This is a genomic window from Streptomyces sp. NPDC058469 (genome assembly GCF_042721125.1).
Classification (GTDB): Bacteria; Actinomycetota; Actinomycetes; order Streptomycetales; family Streptomycetaceae; genus Streptomyces.
This window is the reverse complement of the sequence record NZ_JBHXME010000214.1, coordinates 1-15,669: the sequence shown is the minus strand read 5'-3', so window position 1 is coordinate 15,669 and position 15,669 is coordinate 1. Positions and strand designations below refer to the sequence as shown.

The 15,669-nt window shown below is 69.9% G+C and carries 15 protein-coding genes; 12 read left to right on the top strand and 3 right to left on the bottom strand.

Translation table 11 applies throughout. The annotated features are described in order from the left end of the window. A partial coding sequence (locus ACFWP5_RS47435) for a RidA family protein (protein WP_384171977.1) occupies positions 1 to 155 on the bottom strand: 155 nt, incomplete at its 3' end. A gap of 149 nt (positions 156 to 304) precedes the next feature. On the opposite strand from ACFWP5_RS47435, the gene ACFWP5_RS47430 reads away from it, so the two are divergent. From ACFWP5_RS47430 to ACFWP5_RS47400, 7 genes are all read left to right on the top strand, one after another. Next, entirely contained in the window at positions 305 to 1,129 is an 825-nt protein-coding gene (locus tag ACFWP5_RS47430; protein ID WP_384171971.1) for a fumarylacetoacetate hydrolase family protein, read from the top strand. A 2-nt stretch (positions 1,130 to 1,131) separates the two neighbouring features. Beyond that, complete coding sequence (locus ACFWP5_RS47425) at positions 1,132 to 1,617, top strand: cupin domain-containing protein (protein ID WP_384171968.1); 486 nt, start codon at positions 1,132 to 1,134, stop codon at positions 1,615 to 1,617. Then, a complete protein-coding gene (locus tag ACFWP5_RS47420) occupies positions 1,614 to 2,546 on the top strand; it encodes an acyl-CoA thioesterase (protein WP_384171965.1) in 933 nt (310 codons plus the stop codon). The genes ACFWP5_RS47425 and ACFWP5_RS47420 overlap by 4 nt, the downstream gene beginning before the upstream one ends. Positions 2,547 to 2,607: 61 nt before the next feature. Next, entirely contained in the window at positions 2,608 to 4,266 is a 1,659-nt protein-coding gene (locus tag ACFWP5_RS47415) for an AMP-binding protein (protein ID WP_384171962.1), read from the top strand. After that, positions 4,263 to 6,647 carry a bifunctional salicylyl-CoA 5-hydroxylase/oxidoreductase gene (locus tag ACFWP5_RS47410; protein ID WP_384171959.1) on the top strand — a complete coding sequence of 795 codons (2,385 nt, stop codon included), beginning with the start codon at positions 4,263 to 4,265 and terminating at the stop codon, positions 6,645 to 6,647. The genes ACFWP5_RS47415 and ACFWP5_RS47410 overlap by 4 nt, the downstream gene beginning before the upstream one ends. After that, positions 6,644 to 7,081, top strand: a complete 438-nt coding sequence (locus ACFWP5_RS47405) for an acyl-CoA thioesterase (RefSeq protein ID WP_384171956.1) — start codon at positions 6,644 to 6,646, stop codon at positions 7,079 to 7,081. The genes ACFWP5_RS47410 and ACFWP5_RS47405 overlap by 4 nt, the downstream gene beginning before the upstream one ends. A 12-nt stretch (positions 7,082 to 7,093) precedes the next feature. After that, the gene (locus ACFWP5_RS47400) at positions 7,094 to 7,948 is read left to right on the top strand and encodes a PaaX family transcriptional regulator C-terminal domain-containing protein (RefSeq protein WP_384171953.1); all 855 of its coding nucleotides are present in this window, start codon (positions 7,094 to 7,096) and stop codon (positions 7,946 to 7,948) included. 10 nt (positions 7,949 to 7,958) lie between these two features. On the opposite strand, the gene ACFWP5_RS47395 is transcribed toward ACFWP5_RS47400, so the two are convergent. Continuing rightward, positions 7,959 to 8,564, bottom strand: coding sequence for a hypothetical protein (locus ACFWP5_RS47395; RefSeq protein WP_384171950.1), 606 nt, complete (start codon positions 8,562 to 8,564; stop codon positions 7,959 to 7,961). Continuing rightward, entirely contained in the window at positions 8,561 to 9,142 is a 582-nt protein-coding gene (locus ACFWP5_RS47390) for an RNA polymerase sigma factor (protein ID WP_384171974.1), read from the bottom strand. The genes ACFWP5_RS47395 and ACFWP5_RS47390 overlap by 4 nt, the downstream gene beginning before the upstream one ends. Before the next feature lie 104 nt (positions 9,143 to 9,246). Here ACFWP5_RS47390 and ACFWP5_RS47385 point away from each other — a divergent pair, with 104 nt between their 5' ends. From ACFWP5_RS47385 to ACFWP5_RS47365, 5 genes are all read left to right on the top strand, one after another. Continuing rightward, a complete protein-coding gene (locus ACFWP5_RS47385; RefSeq protein ID WP_384171947.1) occupies positions 9,247 to 9,690 on the top strand; it encodes a MarR family winged helix-turn-helix transcriptional regulator in 444 nt (147 codons plus the stop codon). Positions 9,691 to 9,734: 44 nt separating this feature from the next. Then, positions 9,735 to 11,456, top strand: a complete 1,722-nt coding sequence (locus ACFWP5_RS47380; RefSeq protein WP_384171944.1) for an MFS transporter — start codon at positions 9,735 to 9,737, stop codon at positions 11,454 to 11,456. Between the two features lie 437 nt (positions 11,457 to 11,893). Next, positions 11,894 to 12,925, top strand: a complete 1,032-nt coding sequence (locus ACFWP5_RS47375) for a hypothetical protein (protein ID WP_384171941.1) — start codon at positions 11,894 to 11,896, stop codon at positions 12,923 to 12,925. A gap of 55 nt (positions 12,926 to 12,980) precedes the next feature. After that, positions 12,981 to 14,249, top strand: a complete 1,269-nt coding sequence (locus tag ACFWP5_RS47370; protein WP_384171938.1) for an FAD-dependent oxidoreductase — start codon at positions 12,981 to 12,983, stop codon at positions 14,247 to 14,249. Positions 14,250 to 14,364: 115 nt separating this feature from the next. After that, on the top strand, positions 14,365 to 15,669 hold a 1,305-nt coding region (locus ACFWP5_RS47365), incomplete at its 3' end, for an MFS transporter (RefSeq protein ID WP_384171935.1).

Below are 15,669 nucleotides of genomic sequence, written 5' to 3'. Positions count from 1 at the left end.
TGCAGGAACTGCTCGACGATGCCCCCGGGGACGATCCGCATGTCCGCGTCCAGGGCCGTCTGTCCGCCCAGGTAGAGCGTGTTGCCGCTCAGCGTGCCGTGCGAGTAGCCGCTCGGTGCGGGGAGCGAGGGCGGGTTCACCGGGATCGGAGTCATTGCTGGTTGCTCCTCGGATGGATCGGACGGACCGGACGGACTGACGCAGGCAGCCTAACTCATCTATTGACTGTTTTCGACGGTCGTGAAAATCTCGCTATAACGCAGGCCGGCCACTCCGGCCTCCGCCACCCCGAGGGAGAACGCCCATGAAGCTCGCCACCGTGGCCCACGGAGGCCGCACCATGGCCGCCGTGCTCGACGGCGACCGCTGGCGGGCGCTGCCGGCCGACGACCTCTCCGCGCTGCTGACGACCACAGGGACCGAGCGCATCGCAGACCTCGCCGGGGCCGAACTGCCCGGCGCCACCCCCGTGTTGCCCCTGCCCTCGCCACGCAAGGTCGTCTGCTGCGGCCTCAATTACGCCGACCACATCACCGAGATGGGCCGCGAGCTGCCGGCCCACCCCACGCTCTTCGCCAAGTACGCCGACACGCTGACCGGCCCCGAGGACGACCTGGTCCTGCCGCCCGGTCTCGACGTGGACTGGGAGGCGGAGCTCGCGGTCGTCGTCGGGGCCGAGCTGACCGGCGCCGACCGGGACACGGCCGGGCGGGCGATCGCCGGCTACACGGTCGCCAACGACGTCAGCGTGCGGAACTGGCAGAAGCGCACGCTGCAGTGGTTCCAGGGCAAGGCGTGGGACCGCACCACCCCGCTCGGACCGGTGGTCGTCACGCCCGACGAGCTCGACCCGGTCGCGGGCGTCGAGGTGATCTGCCGGGTCAACGGCGTCGAGCGGCAGCGCGGAAACACGAGCACGCTGGTGTTCGACGCCGCCGAGCTGCTCGCCTATGTCTCCACCTTCACAGTCCTGCGCCCCGGCGACATCGTGCTCACCGGCACCCCCGGTGGCGTGGGGTCGGGCATGAACCCGCCGGTCTACCTAGCCGACGGCGATCTCGTCGAGACCGAGATCCCCGGTATCGGCACCCTGCGCAACCGCCTCCGCCTCACCGACTCCAGGAGCTGATCATGGAACCCGATTTCTCCCAGTACGTCCTAGAGGGCGACAACTCGTTGTACGCCGACGAGTCCGGCCTGGTCGTACCGGTCGTGACGCGCGGCGGTCTGGAGGTCGGTGCCACCGGCCAGTCCGACGGCGCGACCCGGATCTCCGGCGTCTCCGTCCAGCACACACCGGCCACCAAGCTGTGGTTCGGGAAGGTGAGCAACCAGTCGGGCTACCGCTCGGTGCCGCACCACCACGGCGAGGCGGAGACCGGCGGCTACGTCCTCTCGGGGCGGGCCCGGATCTATTTCGGCGAGCGTTTCGAGGACTACCTCGACCTCGCGGAGGGCGACTGGGTCTTCGTCCCGCCGTTCATGCCGCACGTCGAGTGCAACCTCGACCGCAACAACCCGCTGACCTGGATGACGACCCGTACCCCGGAGAACATCGTGGTCAACCTGGCACAGGTGGCCGACGCCGACCTGCGCGACTGGCTGGACCGGCCGTGACCGACTCCCGCGCCACCGGCGCCGACGTCCGCTCCGTCCCGACCTCGGCGACCTTCACCACCGCGATCACGCTGACCCCCGCCGAACCCGAGCACTTCGACCTCGCCTTCACCGCGACCACCCAGCCCTGCCCGTGGCCGAAGGCGTACGGCGGCGACATGGTCGCCCAGGCCACGGCAGCCGCGATGCGCTCGGTCGAGGGCAAGACGCTGCACTCGATGCACTCCTACTTCCTGCGCCCGGTCGACATCGGCGCCGAGGTCCACTACGAGGTGGAGCTGCTGCGCGACGGCCGCGGCTACGCCACCCGGCAGGTCCGCGGCTTCCAGAACGGCAAGCCCGTCTACACCTGCCTCGCCAACTTCGCCGCGGGCGAGCCGGGCGCCACCTTCGCCGCCGAGCCGCCTGCCGGCGTACCGGATCCCACCGAACTGCCCAGCTCCGCCTCGTACTTGCGCGACACCGCCGCACCCCGGGGCACGATGACCGACACCTCCGAGGAGTACTGGAGCGGCGGCCGCAGCTTCGACATGCGGCACGTGCCCGGACCCGTCTACCTCACCGTCGAGGGTGAGCGCGTACCCCAACAGGCCGTGTGGGTAAGGCCGTTCGACACCCTGCGTCCCGTCGACGGCCTGACCGACGAGCAGCGCGATCTCGCCGCGCTCGCCTACGTCTGCGACTACACGATTCTCGAACCCGTCCTGCGGATGCTCGACCTGCCGTGGGCGCTGCCGGGACTCGTCACGGCCAGCCTCGACCACGCCATGTGGTTCCACCGGCCCGGCCCCATGGACGGCTGGCTCCTCTACGCGCAGGAAGCCGTCGCCGCCGACGCCGGTCGCGGCCTCGCCGTCGGCCGGTTCTTCACCCCCACTGGTACCCACCTGGCCACCGTCGTCCAGGAAGGCCTGATCCGCAGCTCTTGATTCCCGCGCAGCTCCTGATCCCTGCACGGCCCGCCCCCGGCCTGCGGAAAGGACCCTTCCGATGGACCAGTTGGACCAGATGGGCCTCTCGCCCTCCGCCTATCCGGACACGTTCGCCCGCGACCATCTCCCACCGCGCGCCCAGTGGCCGGTCCTGGAGTTCACCACCGACGAACTCCGCTACCCCGAGCGCCTCAACGCCGGCGCCGAGCTCATCGACGTACCCACCGCCGCCTTCGGCCCCGACCGTCCAGCCCTGCGCACGCCGGAGGGCGAGGTGTGGACGTACGGCGAGCTGCTGCGCCGCGCCAATCAGATCGCCCACGTCCTCACCGAGGACCTCGGCCTGGTCCCCGGCAACCGGGTGCTCCTGCGCTCCCCCAACAACCCGTGGACCGTGGCGTGTTGGCTCGGCACCCTCAAGGCCGGCGGCATCGTCGTCACCACCATGGCGGCCCTGCGGGCCCGCGAACTCACCCCCGTCGTCGAGAAGACCCGCCCGGCCGTCGCCCTGGTCGACCACCGGTTCACGGCGGACGTCGAGGCCGTACGCGACGACGTCCTGCCGGGCCTCACGATCGTGGCGTACGGCGGTGACGCGGCCGACGACCTGACGCGCCAAGTGGCGGCGAAACCGGCGGAGTTCACCGCGGTCGACACCGCCGCCGACGACGTGGCCCTCTTCGGACCCACCTCGGGCAGTACCGGCGTACCGAAGATCACCACCCACTTCCACCGCGACATCCTGTCGATCGACAACACCTTCGGCCGGCACACACTCCGCCTACGGCCCGACGATCTCGTGTCGTGCACCGCCCCGCTCGCGTTCACCTTCGGACTCGGCATCCTGGTCGTCTGTGCCCTGCGGGCCGGCGCGTGCGCGCTGCTGACGGAGGCCGTCGCGCCGGAGCCGCTGGCCGAGCTGGTCGCCGAGGCGGGGGTCACCGTGCTGGCGACCGCGCCGACGGCCTACCGGCAGATCCTCAAGGCCGGGAAGGCGGACCGGCTGCACGGTCTGCGCAGCGCGGTCAGCGCCGGGGAACACATACCTGAGGAAGTGTGGGAGCACCTCCACACGGAGACCGGGATCAAGGTCATCGACGGCATCGGCGCCACGGAGATGATCCACATCTTCATCTCGGCCGCCGGCGACGACATCCGGCCTGGTTCAACTGGCAGGCCAGTCCCCGGATATCGGGCCACCGTCCTCGACCTGGACGGCGAGGAGGTCGGCCCCGGTGTCGAGGGGCGGCTGGCCGTGATCGGCCCGGTCGGCTGCCGTTACCTCGACGACCGGCGCCAGGAGAACTACGTCGTGAACGGCTGGAACGTCACGGGCGACACCTTCGTGCGCGACGAGGACGGCTACTTCTACTACCGCACTCGCACAGACAACATGATCGTGTCCTCCGGCTACAACATCGGCGGTCCCGAGGTCGAGTCCGCGATCAACACCCACCCGGACGTCGTCGAGTCCGCGGTGGTCGCCAAGCCCGACCCCGAACGCGGCTCTGTCGTCTGCGCGTTCGTCGTCCTACGCGAGGGAGTCGCCGCCGACGAGGCCAAGGTCAAGGACATCCAGGACCACGTCAAGGCGCAGCTGGCGCCGTACAAGTACCCCCGGGCGGTGCGCTTTTGCGACGCCCTGCCCCGCAACACCAGCGGAAAGCTTCAGCACTTCCTGCTGCGTCGGATCGTCGAGAAGGAGAGCCAGGCATGAGGATCGCGATCGTGGGCGGCGGGCCTGGTGGGCTGTACCTCGCCGCGCTGATGAAGCAACTCGACCCGGGCCACGAGATCACCGTCTGGGAGCGCAACGCCCCCGACGACACCTTCGGCTTCGGCGTGGTCTTCTCCGACGAGACCCTCGGCGGCATCGAGAACGCGGACACCGTCGTCCACGACGCGATGGAGAGCCGGTTCGCCCGCTGGACCGACATCGACATCGAGTTCGACGGGCACCCCTTCACGGTCGGCGGCCAGGGCTTCGCGGCGATGGCCCGCAAGGACCTGCTGCACATCCTCCAGGAACGCGCCGCCGAACTCGGCGTCACCGTGCACTACCGCACCCTCGCCCCGGAAGTGGACGAACTGCGCGGCTCCTACGACCTCGTGGTCGCGGCGGACGGGATCAACTCGGCCGTGCGCACCAAGTACGCCGACGCCTTCGTCCCCTCCCTCGACCAGCGCGCGAACAAGTACATGTGGCTGGGCACCGACCGGGTCTTCGAGGCGTTCCAATTCCTCGTCAAGCAGACCGAGTTCGGGACCATGCAGATCCACGGCTACCCCTTCTCCGACACCGGCTCGACCTTCATCGTCGAGATGGCCGAGGACGTGTGGCGAAGGGCGGGCCTGGACGCGACGGAGGGCACGCAGTTCCCTCCCGGCGTCAGCGATGAGCATTCGGTCGCCCGGATCCGCGAGATCTTCGCCGGGGAACTCGCCGGGCACAAGCTCCTTACCAACAACTCCCGTTGGCTGAACTTCACGACGGTCCGCAACGAGCGCTGGCACCACCACAACGTGGTCCTGCTGGGCGACGCCGCCCACACCGCGCACTTCTCCATCGGCTCCGGCACCAAGCTGGCCATGGAGGACGCCCTGGCACTCGCCGCGTGTCTGCACGAACACCCCACCGTGGACGAGGCGTTGACGGCGTACGAGACGGAGCGCCGCCCGGTGGTGGAGTCCACCCAGCGCGCCGCGCAGGCCTCGCTGGAGTGGTTCGAGAGCATCGGCAGGTACGCCGACCAGGATCCCGCGCAGTTCTGCTTCAACCTGCTCACGCGTTCCCGCCGGATCACCTTCGACAACCTCAAGGACCGCGACCCCGGCTTCGCCGACCTGATCGAGCGCGGCTTCGCCACAGCCCAGGGACGGAGCCTGCCCGAGTCCGCCCCCGCCGTCCCGGCGATGTTCCAGCCGTTCACCATCGGCGGCCTGGAGTTGAAGAACCGGATCATCGTCTCGCCGATGGACATGTACTCCGCCGTCGACGGAGTGCCGGACGAGTTCCATGTCGTCCACCTCGGCTCCAAGGCGCTCGGCGGCGCCGGCCTGGTGATGACCGAGATGGTCTGCGTCTCCCCCGAGGCCCGCATCACCCCGGGCTGCACGGGCCTGTGGAACGACACTCAGCGCGACGCGTGGGCCCGGGTCACCGACTTCGTCCACGGACGCAGCACCGCGAAGATCGGTCTCCAGCTGGGCCATTCGGGCCGCAAGGGCTCAACTCGGCTCATGTGGGAGGGCATTGACGAGCCTCTCACCGAGGGCAACTGGGAGGTCGTCGGCCCGTCCCCGCTGGCCTACGGCACGGGCTGCCACCTTCCGCGCGAGATGACGCGGGCCGACATGGACGCGGTCGTCGCCGACTTCGTGTCCGCCGCCCGCCGGGGCGCCGACGCGGGATTCGACCTGCTGGAAGTGCACGCCGCCCACGGCTACCTGCTCTCCTCCTTCCTCTCCCCCATCGCCAACCACCGCACCGACGAGTACGGCGGCGACCTGGCGAACCGGCTGCGCTTCCCGCTGGAGGTCTTCGACGCCGTACGGTCCGCCTTCCCCGCCGACCGCCCGGTGACCGTGCGGATCTCCGCCACCGACTGGACCCCCGACGGGAACACCGAGCACGACGCGGTCGAGATCGCGCGGGCGTTCGTCGCGCACGGCGCGGCGGCCGTCGACGTGTCGTCCGGCCAGGTCACCAAGGACGAGAAGCCGGCGTACGGCCGCTCGTACCAGACCCCGTTCGCCGACCGGATCCGGCACGAGGTCGCCGCTCCGGCGGGGGCCGCCGTGATCGCCGTAGGAGCGATCTCGTCCTACGACGACGTCAACTCGATCCTGCTCGCGGGGCGTGCCGACCTGTGCGCGCTCGGCCGTACCCACCTCTACAACCCGCAGTGGACCCTCCAGGCCGCCGCCGAGCAGGAGTACCGCGGCCCGGGTGCCGACTGGCCGGCGCAGTTCGCGGCCGGCCGCCGCAAGCCGCCCACCTCACGGACCGACGCGGTCCGCCCGCGTCTCGCGCTGCTGCGCGAGACCCCGCGGGACGCCGTGCACCTGCGGTGGACCCCGGGCGGGGCGGCGGAATGAGCGGCCCCTACGGCGTCCACCGGGCCCGCGTGGAGTGGATCGACACCGACGCGGCCGGGATCTACCACAACACCACCGTCGTCCGGTTCGCCGAGGCGGCCGAGGCCGAACTGATGCGCACGTACGACATCCCGGGCTACTTCCCGGTGGCGCCGAGGGTGCGCTACGAGGTGGAGTTCGAGGCGTCGATCCGGTTCGGCGAGGAGGTCGAGACGCGGGTCGAACTGATCCGCCTCGGCCGCTCCTCGATGACCTTCGGCTTCGAGGTGTGGCGGAACACCGAGGATGGCGAGCCCAACTGCCGTGCCGCCCGGGGCAGTTACGTCACCGTGCACGTCCCCGATAAGGCGACCGGCGGCAGTGCGCCCTGGCCGGCCGCCTGGCGTGCCGCGCTGGGCGGCCGGGCGGAATCCGACGCCGTACGGGCGCACTGAAATACTACGATCGTGACGGCAAGCGATCTCGAAGACGACAGCCCGGGCCAGCCCGCCCCGCCGCGATCCCTCATCGTGACGGTGTACGGCCTCTACGCGCGCGAGGTCGGCGGCTGGATCGGTGTGAGCACCCTGATCCGACTGCTCGCCGAACTCGACGTCGACGCCCAGGCGGTCCGCTCGTCGATCTCCCGGCTCAAGCGCCGCGAGATCCTGGTGTCCGAGCGCAGGGACGGCCGTGCGGGCTACGCGCTCTCGCCGTACGCCCGCTCCGTCCTGGAGACCGGTGACCGGCGCATCTTCGAACGCCACGCCGTCACCGACGACGGCTGGGTCATCGCCGTCTTCTCGGTGCCGGAGAGCGAACGTCAGCACCGGCACCAACTCCGGTCACGGCTCGCCTGGTTGGGCTTCGGCACGGTCTCGTCCGGGATCTGGATCGCCCCGGCCCACGCGCTCGACGACACCCGCGACCACCTGCTCCGACACGGCCTGGACCAGTACGTCGACCTCTTCCGCGGCGACTACGTGGCCTTCGGTGACCCCGCCGAACAGGTGGGCCGCTGGTGGGACTTGGAGGCACTCCAGAAGCTCTACGACGATTTCGTCGCCGAGTTCACGTCGATGGCCGGGCGCTGGGCCGGGCCCGGCAGGAACACCCTGTCGGACCAGGACGCGTTCATCGACTACGTCCACGTCCTCACCGCCTGGCGCCGACTGCCCTACCTCGACCCGGGTCTGCCCAGCACCCTCCTCCCCGCCACCTGGTCCGGCGCGACGGCGGCGGATCTCTTCGCCACGCTCCGGCACACCCTGGCGGACCCGGCGCACGAGTTCGCCCGGAGCCTGCTGGACGACCCCTCGTGATCCGGCGGGGTCAACTCCCGAACGCCTGGCGGAACTTGGCGATGCCCTCGGGCGAGGCCTCGATCGCGGCGCACGGCGGGACGACGCCGTCCTTGGCGCCCACGATGTAGTGCCCGCCTTCCGAGTACGTCAAGGTCTCCGGGATCCTGGTGTCGCTGGTGAGTACGACCGTCTCCGCGTCACCGCCCTTGAACCACTGGTCCACGCGGAAAGTGGCCGTCGAGCCCTTGACGGAAGTGACCGTTCCTTCGAAGAGGGTCGGGTACTTTCCGAGTGTGTCGAGGCTGGGCACCACGCACTTGGCGGAGCCGCCCCCGTCGGTCAGCCGCAGCGCACCGGTCGAGGCCGAATGACCGTTGCCGTTGCCGTTGTTGGCCATGATTCCTCCGGCGACGCCGCCTCCGATCACAAGAAGTCCGGCGGCCGCCGCGAGTCCGAAGAGATGACGCCGTCCCCATCCCGCGGTCGTGATGCCCACGGCGGTGGTCGCCGACTGAAGCGCGGTGTCGGTGTTCAAGGTGTCCTCCACAAGGCGGTTGATGTCGGGCGGCGGAGCAATTCCGGTCAGTGCCGGGTCCGCGGACTTCAGCCGGGCCAGCAACTCGTCGTCATTCACTGACTGCTCCTTCCTTCATCACTCTTGTGTCCGGGCCGTTCGGCATCCTTTCGCCCCAGTTGCGCGGCGAGTCTCGCCTTCGCCCGATGGAGCCGGATGCTCACCGCGTTGGACGTCAGCCCGGTCGCCTCCGCGATCTGCCGCGGCGCCAGCCCCTCCCACGCCCACAGCCGCACCACCTCGCGGTCCAACGCCCCGAGGGCATCGAGCGCGGCATGCAGCTCACTGTGATCGGCGGCCCCCGCCGGTGACTGCTCCTGCGTCCGGATCAGCCGCTCCACGAGCCGGAGCCTGCGCCCGTCGGCACGGCGGACGTTCGCCAGACACCCCCGCGCCACCCCGTAGCACCAGGGCAACACGTCATCGGGATCGGGACGCGAATCGGGCTCTGATCCCACTCCGAGCCCGGGGACATCGTCGAGCCGACGCCACAGCACCAGCATCGTCTCCGACAGGACGTCGTCGACCATGTCGGCGCTCGTCCGTCGCAGCAGATACCGGTGCAACGGTTCCACCACCACGTGCGCCAGGCCTTCGAAGCGCGCCCGCCGCATCCGGCGCGCCTCCTGTTCCGTCATGGATTCCACAACCCGTACTGTCCGGCGGCGGCCGGTTCCTTTCCGCGCTCGATATTGATTCAAGCTACATGTAAGTGCATAATGCCATTATGCATAAGCGGGTTATGGATCCAGCGATCCCCGAAACCTCACCCGAGGACCTGATCATCGCCGTCGAGAGGATGGTCCGGTACGTCCGACAGAGCGCCGTCACCGGCGGTCTGAGCATGGCCGCCTCCGCCGTCCTCGGGCGCCTGGGCCGTGAGGGCCCGTGCCGGCTGACCGATCTGGCCCGGGCCGAGGGCGCCTCCCAGCCGAACATGACGCAGCTGGTCACCCGGCTGGAGCGCGCGGAGCTGGTACGGCGTACCGCGGACCGCAGCGACGGCCGGGGCGTACTGGTGGAGGTGACCGATACGGGTCTGGAGGTCTCCCGCCAGCGGCGCGCCGAACGCGCCCACGCCCTCGACCTGCTCATCGCGGAGTTGAGCGAGCCGGAACAGCAGGCAGTGCGGGTCGCCCTCCCGGCCCTTGCCCGCGCGATCCAGGACCGCCAGTCCCCCTCCTGACAGAGCACCCACGCACCCTTCAACTCCCTGGAGGACAAGCACACATGAGCGCACCACACGGAAATGTCGCCAGCCCGTTCCGGCAGCCCAGGGCCGTCTGGGCCGTCGCGTTCGCCTGCGTCATCTCCTTCATGGGGATCGGCCTCGTCGACCCGATCCTGCCCGCGCTGGCCGACAGCCTGCACGCCACGCCGAGCCAGGTCTCCCTGCTGTTCAGCAGCTACCTGATCGTGACGGCGGTGGCGATGCTGTTCGTGGGCTGGTTCTCCAGCCGCTTCGGCGCCAAACGCACCCTCGTCATAGGCCTGGCGGTCATCGTGGTCTTCGCCGCCCTGGCCGGAACCTCCGGTTCCATCAACGGCATCGTCGGCTTCCGCGCGGGGTGGGGGCTGGGCAACGCCCTGTTCATCGCCACGTCCCTGGCCGTCATCGTGGCCTCGGCCAGCGGCGGATTCGGTGGCGCGATCATCCTGTACGAGACCGCGCTCGGCCTCGGTATCGCCGTCGGGCCGCTACTCGGGGGCGAGTTGGGCGGCGTCAGCTGGCGCGGCCCGTTCTTCGGCGTCGCGGTCCTCATGGCCGTAGCGCTGGTCGCCACGGCCGTGTTCGTACCGGACCTGCCCAAGCCTGAGCGGGTCACCTCGCCCCTCGCGCCCTTGAAGGCGCTGCGTCACCGCGGTCTGCTGACGATGGGCATCATGGCGCTGCTGTACAACTGGGGCTTCTTCACCATGCTCGGTTACGCCCCCTATCCCATGGAACTGGACGCCCATCAGCTCGGTCTCGTGTTCACCGGCTGGGGACTGCTCGTGGCCGCGTTCAGCGTCTTCTTCGCCCCACGCCTGCAGGCGCGCTACGGCACCGCGCCCGTCCTGTACGTCAATCTGGCCGGTCTCTCCGTCGTGATGGGCGTGATCGCCGCCGGTGTCGCCACGCCGACCGTGGTCATCGTGGCGGTCGTCGTCAGCGGCGCCTTCATCGGCATCAACAACACCCTGACCACCCAGGCCGTCATGCTCGTCTCGCCTGTGGAGCGGCCCGTCGCCTCCTCCGCGTACGGCTTCCTGCGCTTCATCGGCGGCGGCCTGGCCCCGTACGTGGCCGGCAAGCTCGCCGACGCCACCGATCTGAGCGTCCCGTTCTATCTGGGCGCCGCCACTTTCCTGCTGGCCATTCCGGTCCTGGCCAGCGGCCACAACCTGCTCCGCGAGGCCGAACAGCACAGCGGCGAGGGCGAGTCCGTCGCCCCGGCCCTCACCCCCGTCGGCAAGCCGGCGAGCGGGAGCACACCTCGGATCATCGTCGCCGTCTCCGCCCATGACCAGGCCCCCGCCATCGTCGACGCGGCGGCCCGGCTCGCCCACGACACGCACAGCCCGCTGGAGGTCGTACACGTCCAACTGACCGCCGTGGTCGAGGAACTGGCCGCCGACACGGAGACGCGCGACCAGGCCCGCGCCGCCGTGACCGCCCACCTCGACCGTCTCGCCGAGCGGGGCGTCCCGGCGACCGGCCAGATCCTCACCACCGTCGGCGACCACTCGGCGGCCGGCCGCGTACTGGCCCGGCACGCCGCCGACACGGGCGCCCGCGCCCTCGCCGTCGGCCGCTCACCGCACGGCCCCCTCACCCAGTTCGCCGAAGGCAGCTTCACCAGCGCCCTCACCCACGCGGCCAGCTGCACCGTCGTCCTCGTCGACCCCGACAACGCACCACGGCCACTGACCTCGGCCGCCCTGCCGGCACTGCGCGACGGCGCGGCCTGACCTTTACCGCACACCGACAACGACATGTGGCGGGCCCGACAACCGACGGGCCCGCCACAGACGTGTGCGGGTCCACGTAACAAGCACCCGAGAGCGATCGGCACGCGAAGCCGAGGTCAGGTCGCAAGTTCGCGATTCCCCTGACGGTTCGTCATGAAATAACCGTGTTAACTCGGCGCGCGAACCCTTGCCAAGCAGAGATAGTACGTGCTCGGATTATCTCTGTCGGGCGGTACCCCACCGTCCCGAATCCGCTGCTCAACCATGCACCGCGGGGCCTGTTCACCCTGCCTCCGCTCCCCGTCCCCCCTCTCGTCCCCTCCCCTCTCCCTCTCTTCGCTCCCCCTTCCGTCACCGTGCCCGGAGCGTGTCTGCGGCATGTCCGCGGCCCGCCGAAGAGCGCGATCGGTGCCCCTCGGCGATACCTGGAGAAGCCCGTGTTCGATCTTTCGTCCGTCGACCTGCTCGACGCCTTCACCCGCGAGCTGCGGCTGTGCAAGCTGCGCAGCGACGAGCACGTCGTGGTGCTGTCCGAGCCCGGCAGCCGCGGTGACTACGTCGCCGCCGCCTTCGGTGCCGCCAAGGCGTGCGGAGCGCACGTCATCTCCGCGACCGTGCCGGGCGGCAGCCCCGCGCCGATGCCGAGCACTCACACCGGTGCGGGTCCTGGCCTGGTCTCGGTACTCAACGACAGCACCGCGCAGGACCTGTTGAAGTCCGCCGACCTGGTCGTCGACCTGACCCGCGAGGGCTTCATCCACGCGCCGGTCCAGCAGGAGATCCTGCGCGCCGGCACCCGCATCATCTTCGTCTGCGACGCCCCCGACGTGCTGATCCGCAACCTCCCCAAGGAGGGCGACAAAGCGGAGGTGCTGGAGAGTGTCGACCTGCTGAAGCGGTCGTCCGTCATGAGGGTCACCTCGGACGTGGGAACCGACCTCACCGTCCAACTCGCCGGTTCCAAGCCGGAGTTCCAGTGCGGCTTCGCCGACGACCCGGGCCGCTGGGACCACTGGCCCAGCACGATGGTGCTGTGCTGGCCGGAGATCTCCGACGGCCAGATCGTGCTCGCCGAGGGCGACATCCTGCTGCCCTTCAAGGAGTACGTCCGCTCCCCCGTCACCCTGCAGATCGCGGGCGGGCACATCGAGAAGGTGTCGGGCGGTGCCGAGGCCGAACTGCTGTCGACGTTCTTCGAGGACGCCCGGGACCAGTGGGCGCGCAGCCTCTCCCACATGGGCTGGGGTCTGATGCGCACGGCCGACTGGTTCGCCACGGCGATGTACGGCAAGGACGACCTGATGGGCATGGACGCCCGCGCCTTCGCCGGCAACTTCCTGTGGTCGACGGGCCCGCACCCGGTCCTCGGGCGTGAGTCCTACGCCCATCTCGACATCGCGATGCGCGGCTGCACCGTCACGGTCGACGACGTCGAGGTCGTCACCGGCGGGAAGCTCACCGACGGCTGAACGCGTCGACCCTCGCCTACGAACCACCCGTACCCGCACGCGAGTTGGAGGAAGTGTGGCGCCCAGCCAGTCGTACGAAGTCACCGTCGTCGGAGGAGGTCTCGGCGGGCTCACCACCGCGTTGGCACTGCGGCAGCGCGGTCTGCGGGTCACCGTCCTGGAGCAGGCGTCCGAGCTCGGTGAGGCCGGCGCGGGCATCCAGACGGCGCCCAACGCGAGCCGCGTCCTGATGGGACTCGGGCTGCGCCCGCAGATGGAGGCCATCCACACCGAGCCACTCGACCAGGTGCGACGGCGGTGGAAGGACGGCCGCATCGTCGCACTGACCTCACTGGGGCAGCGCTGCAAGGACCAGTTCAACGCCCCCTACTGGCACTACCACCGAGCCGATCTCCACCGCGTCCTGCTGGACGCGTGCGTCGACCCAGCCGGCCCCGGCCCTGTCGTGGACGTACACACCGCGAGCAAGGTCGTCGAGCTGGACCGCACCGACCCCGAGCGTCCCGTCGCGGTCACCGAGGACGGGCGCCGGTACGCCGGTGACGTGCTCATCGGCGCCGACGGCATCCGCTCGCGGACACGCGACCTGATGGGCGCCCCCGACACCCTGCTGTTCTCCGGCGAGATGGCCTACCGGGCGCTGATCCCAGGGGAGTTGATCGCCGCGGACCCGGCGACGCGCTGGCTCGTGGACCGCTACCAGAGCACCATCTGGTACGGCCCGGACCGGCACCTCGTGCACTACATGATCCGCGGCGGCGAGTACCTCAACATCGTGGCCTGCGTGCCCTGCACGGACGAGGTCGCCGAGAAGTGGAGCGTGTCCGCGACCGCGCAGGACCTGGTCGACGCGTTCCCCGGCTGGGACGACCGCGTACCGGCCATGCTGTCGAAGGCGAAGGAGGACGTCTCCGCCTTCGCGCTCCACCACCGGCGCCGCGACCCGGTGTGGACCGACGGCCGGGTCGCCCTCCTCGGCGACGCCTGCCACGCGATGCTCCCCTACCAGGCACAGGGCGCCTCGCAGGCCATGGAGGACGCCGCCGTACTGGCCGAGGAACTCGGCGCGGTCACGTCCGCCGGCATCGAGGGAGCACTGCGCCGCTACGTCGACCGGCGCGCCAAGCACGCCGGCATGGTCCAGGACGCGTCCCTGCGCAACAAGACCTTCTACCACCTGCCCGACGGCCCCGAACAGCGGGCCAGGGACGAGAAGTTGAGGAACTTCGACGGGGAGTCCGACCTCTCCTACGACTGGCTGTGGTCGGGCACACCGCTCAACGACCCGGATCTCGGCGCGTTCTCGTACCAGTTCGCGCGCTGAGCCCCCTCAAGAACTGCCACCCCCCTGCACATCCGGTCCGCACGCCGGAGCCCCGCGAAAAAGCGCGCCCGCAACCGTGCGGCACGTACCAGACACGCGACACCGTGGAGCGAACGTGAAAACAGGCGATCAGATAGTTCAGGAACTCCCCTGGAAATGGCCGGTCCAGGGAAAGATCTTCGTCATCGGCGGCCTCGGCTACCTGTTCGACGCGTACGACATCGCCCTGAACGGCTTCCTCATGCCACTGGTGGGTGAGCACTTCGACCTCTCGCTGAGCGATCGCGGGTACGTCGCCACCGCCAACCTCGTCGGCATGGCCGTGGGCGCCATCGTCTGGGGCTCTGTCGCGGACCGGATCGGCCGGAAGAAGGCCTTCAGCGTCACGTTGCTGATCTTCGCCGTGTTCTCCGTCCTCGGCGCGCTCTCGCCCACGTACCCCGTCTTCCTCGCGCTGCGCTTCCTCGCGGGGATCGGCCTCGGGGGCTGTATCCCGGTGGACTACGCGCTGGTCAGCGAGTTCTCGCCGCGCAAGTACCGGGGCCGGGTGCTCACCGGGCTCGATGTGTGGTGGCCGGTGGGCGTCACCCTGTGCGGGTTCGTGTCGACGGCGTTGCTGTCGGTCAACGGGAACTGGCGGTGGATGCTGACGACGATGGTCCTGCCCGCGCTGCTGCTGTTCTGGGCCCGCCGAGGCATCCCGGAGTCGCCCATCTACCTGGCGAAAAAGGGCCGCGAGACGGAGGCCAGGCAGGTCATCGACGACCTGGTCGCCCGCACCGGAGCGCCCACCGTGCTGTACACGATCCCGGAACCCGTCGCCGAGACCGGCCCGCGCGGAGTGGCCGCCGCGGCCGAACAACTGCACCGCATATGGAAGTTCAGCCCGCGCATCACCTCAGCCGCCTGGCTGCTGTTCGCCACGATCATGCTGGTCTACTACGCGGCCCTGAGCTGGATGCCGACCATCCTCAAGGACGAGGGCCTCGGCGACACGGCGGCCTTCATGAAGACCACCCTGATGAGCGGGGTCGGCATCATCGGCGTGCTCGTGTCCACCGCCCTTGTCGACATCGTCGGCCGCAAGTGGCTCATCGGGGTCTCGGCGCCGGTCGCGTCCCTCGCGCTGGTCGTGTTCGCACTGGTGATGAAGATGCCGACCGGGTCCGTCGTGGCGATCGGCGTCTTCGGCTTCCTGATCCAGCTCACCATTCCCGCCCTGTACGCCTACGCCTCTGAGCTGTATCCCACCGAACTGCGGGCCAGCGGCTTCGGCTGGGCCTCGTCGGTCAGCCGGGCGCTCACCGGATTCGCCCCGATGCTGTTCGGCTCGCTCATGTGGCCCGCGCTGGGACTGGCGACGACCTTCGCCGTGCTGGGGGTCGCGGTACTGCTGGCCGTCGTATGGATGGCGTTCGCG

Bases quoted from the DNA above. Each gene is read 5' to 3' on its own strand.
- ACFWP5_RS47385 (WP_384171947.1), top strand. From the start codon at position 9,247: ATGGATCCAGCGATCCCCGAAACCTCACCCGAGGACCTGATCATCGCC.
- ACFWP5_RS47380 (WP_384171944.1), top strand. From the start codon at position 9,735: ATGAGCGCACCACACGGAAATGTCGCCAGCCCGTTCCGGCAGCCCAGG.
- ACFWP5_RS47390 (WP_384171974.1), bottom strand. From the start codon at position 9,142: ATGACGGAACAGGAGGCGCGCCGGATGCGGCGGGCGCGCTTCGAAGGC.
- ACFWP5_RS47425 (WP_384171968.1), top strand. From the start codon at position 1,132: ATGGAACCCGATTTCTCCCAGTACGTCCTAGAGGGCGACAACTCGTTG.
- ACFWP5_RS47405 (WP_384171956.1), top strand. From the start codon at position 6,644: ATGAGCGGCCCCTACGGCGTCCACCGGGCCCGCGTGGAGTGGATCGAC.
- ACFWP5_RS47430 (WP_384171971.1), top strand. From the start codon at position 305: ATGAAGCTCGCCACCGTGGCCCACGGAGGCCGCACCATGGCCGCCGTG.
- ACFWP5_RS47410 (WP_384171959.1), top strand. From the start codon at position 4,263: ATGAGGATCGCGATCGTGGGCGGCGGGCCTGGTGGGCTGTACCTCGCC.
- ACFWP5_RS47415 (WP_384171962.1), top strand. From the start codon at position 2,608: ATGGACCAGTTGGACCAGATGGGCCTCTCGCCCTCCGCCTATCCGGAC.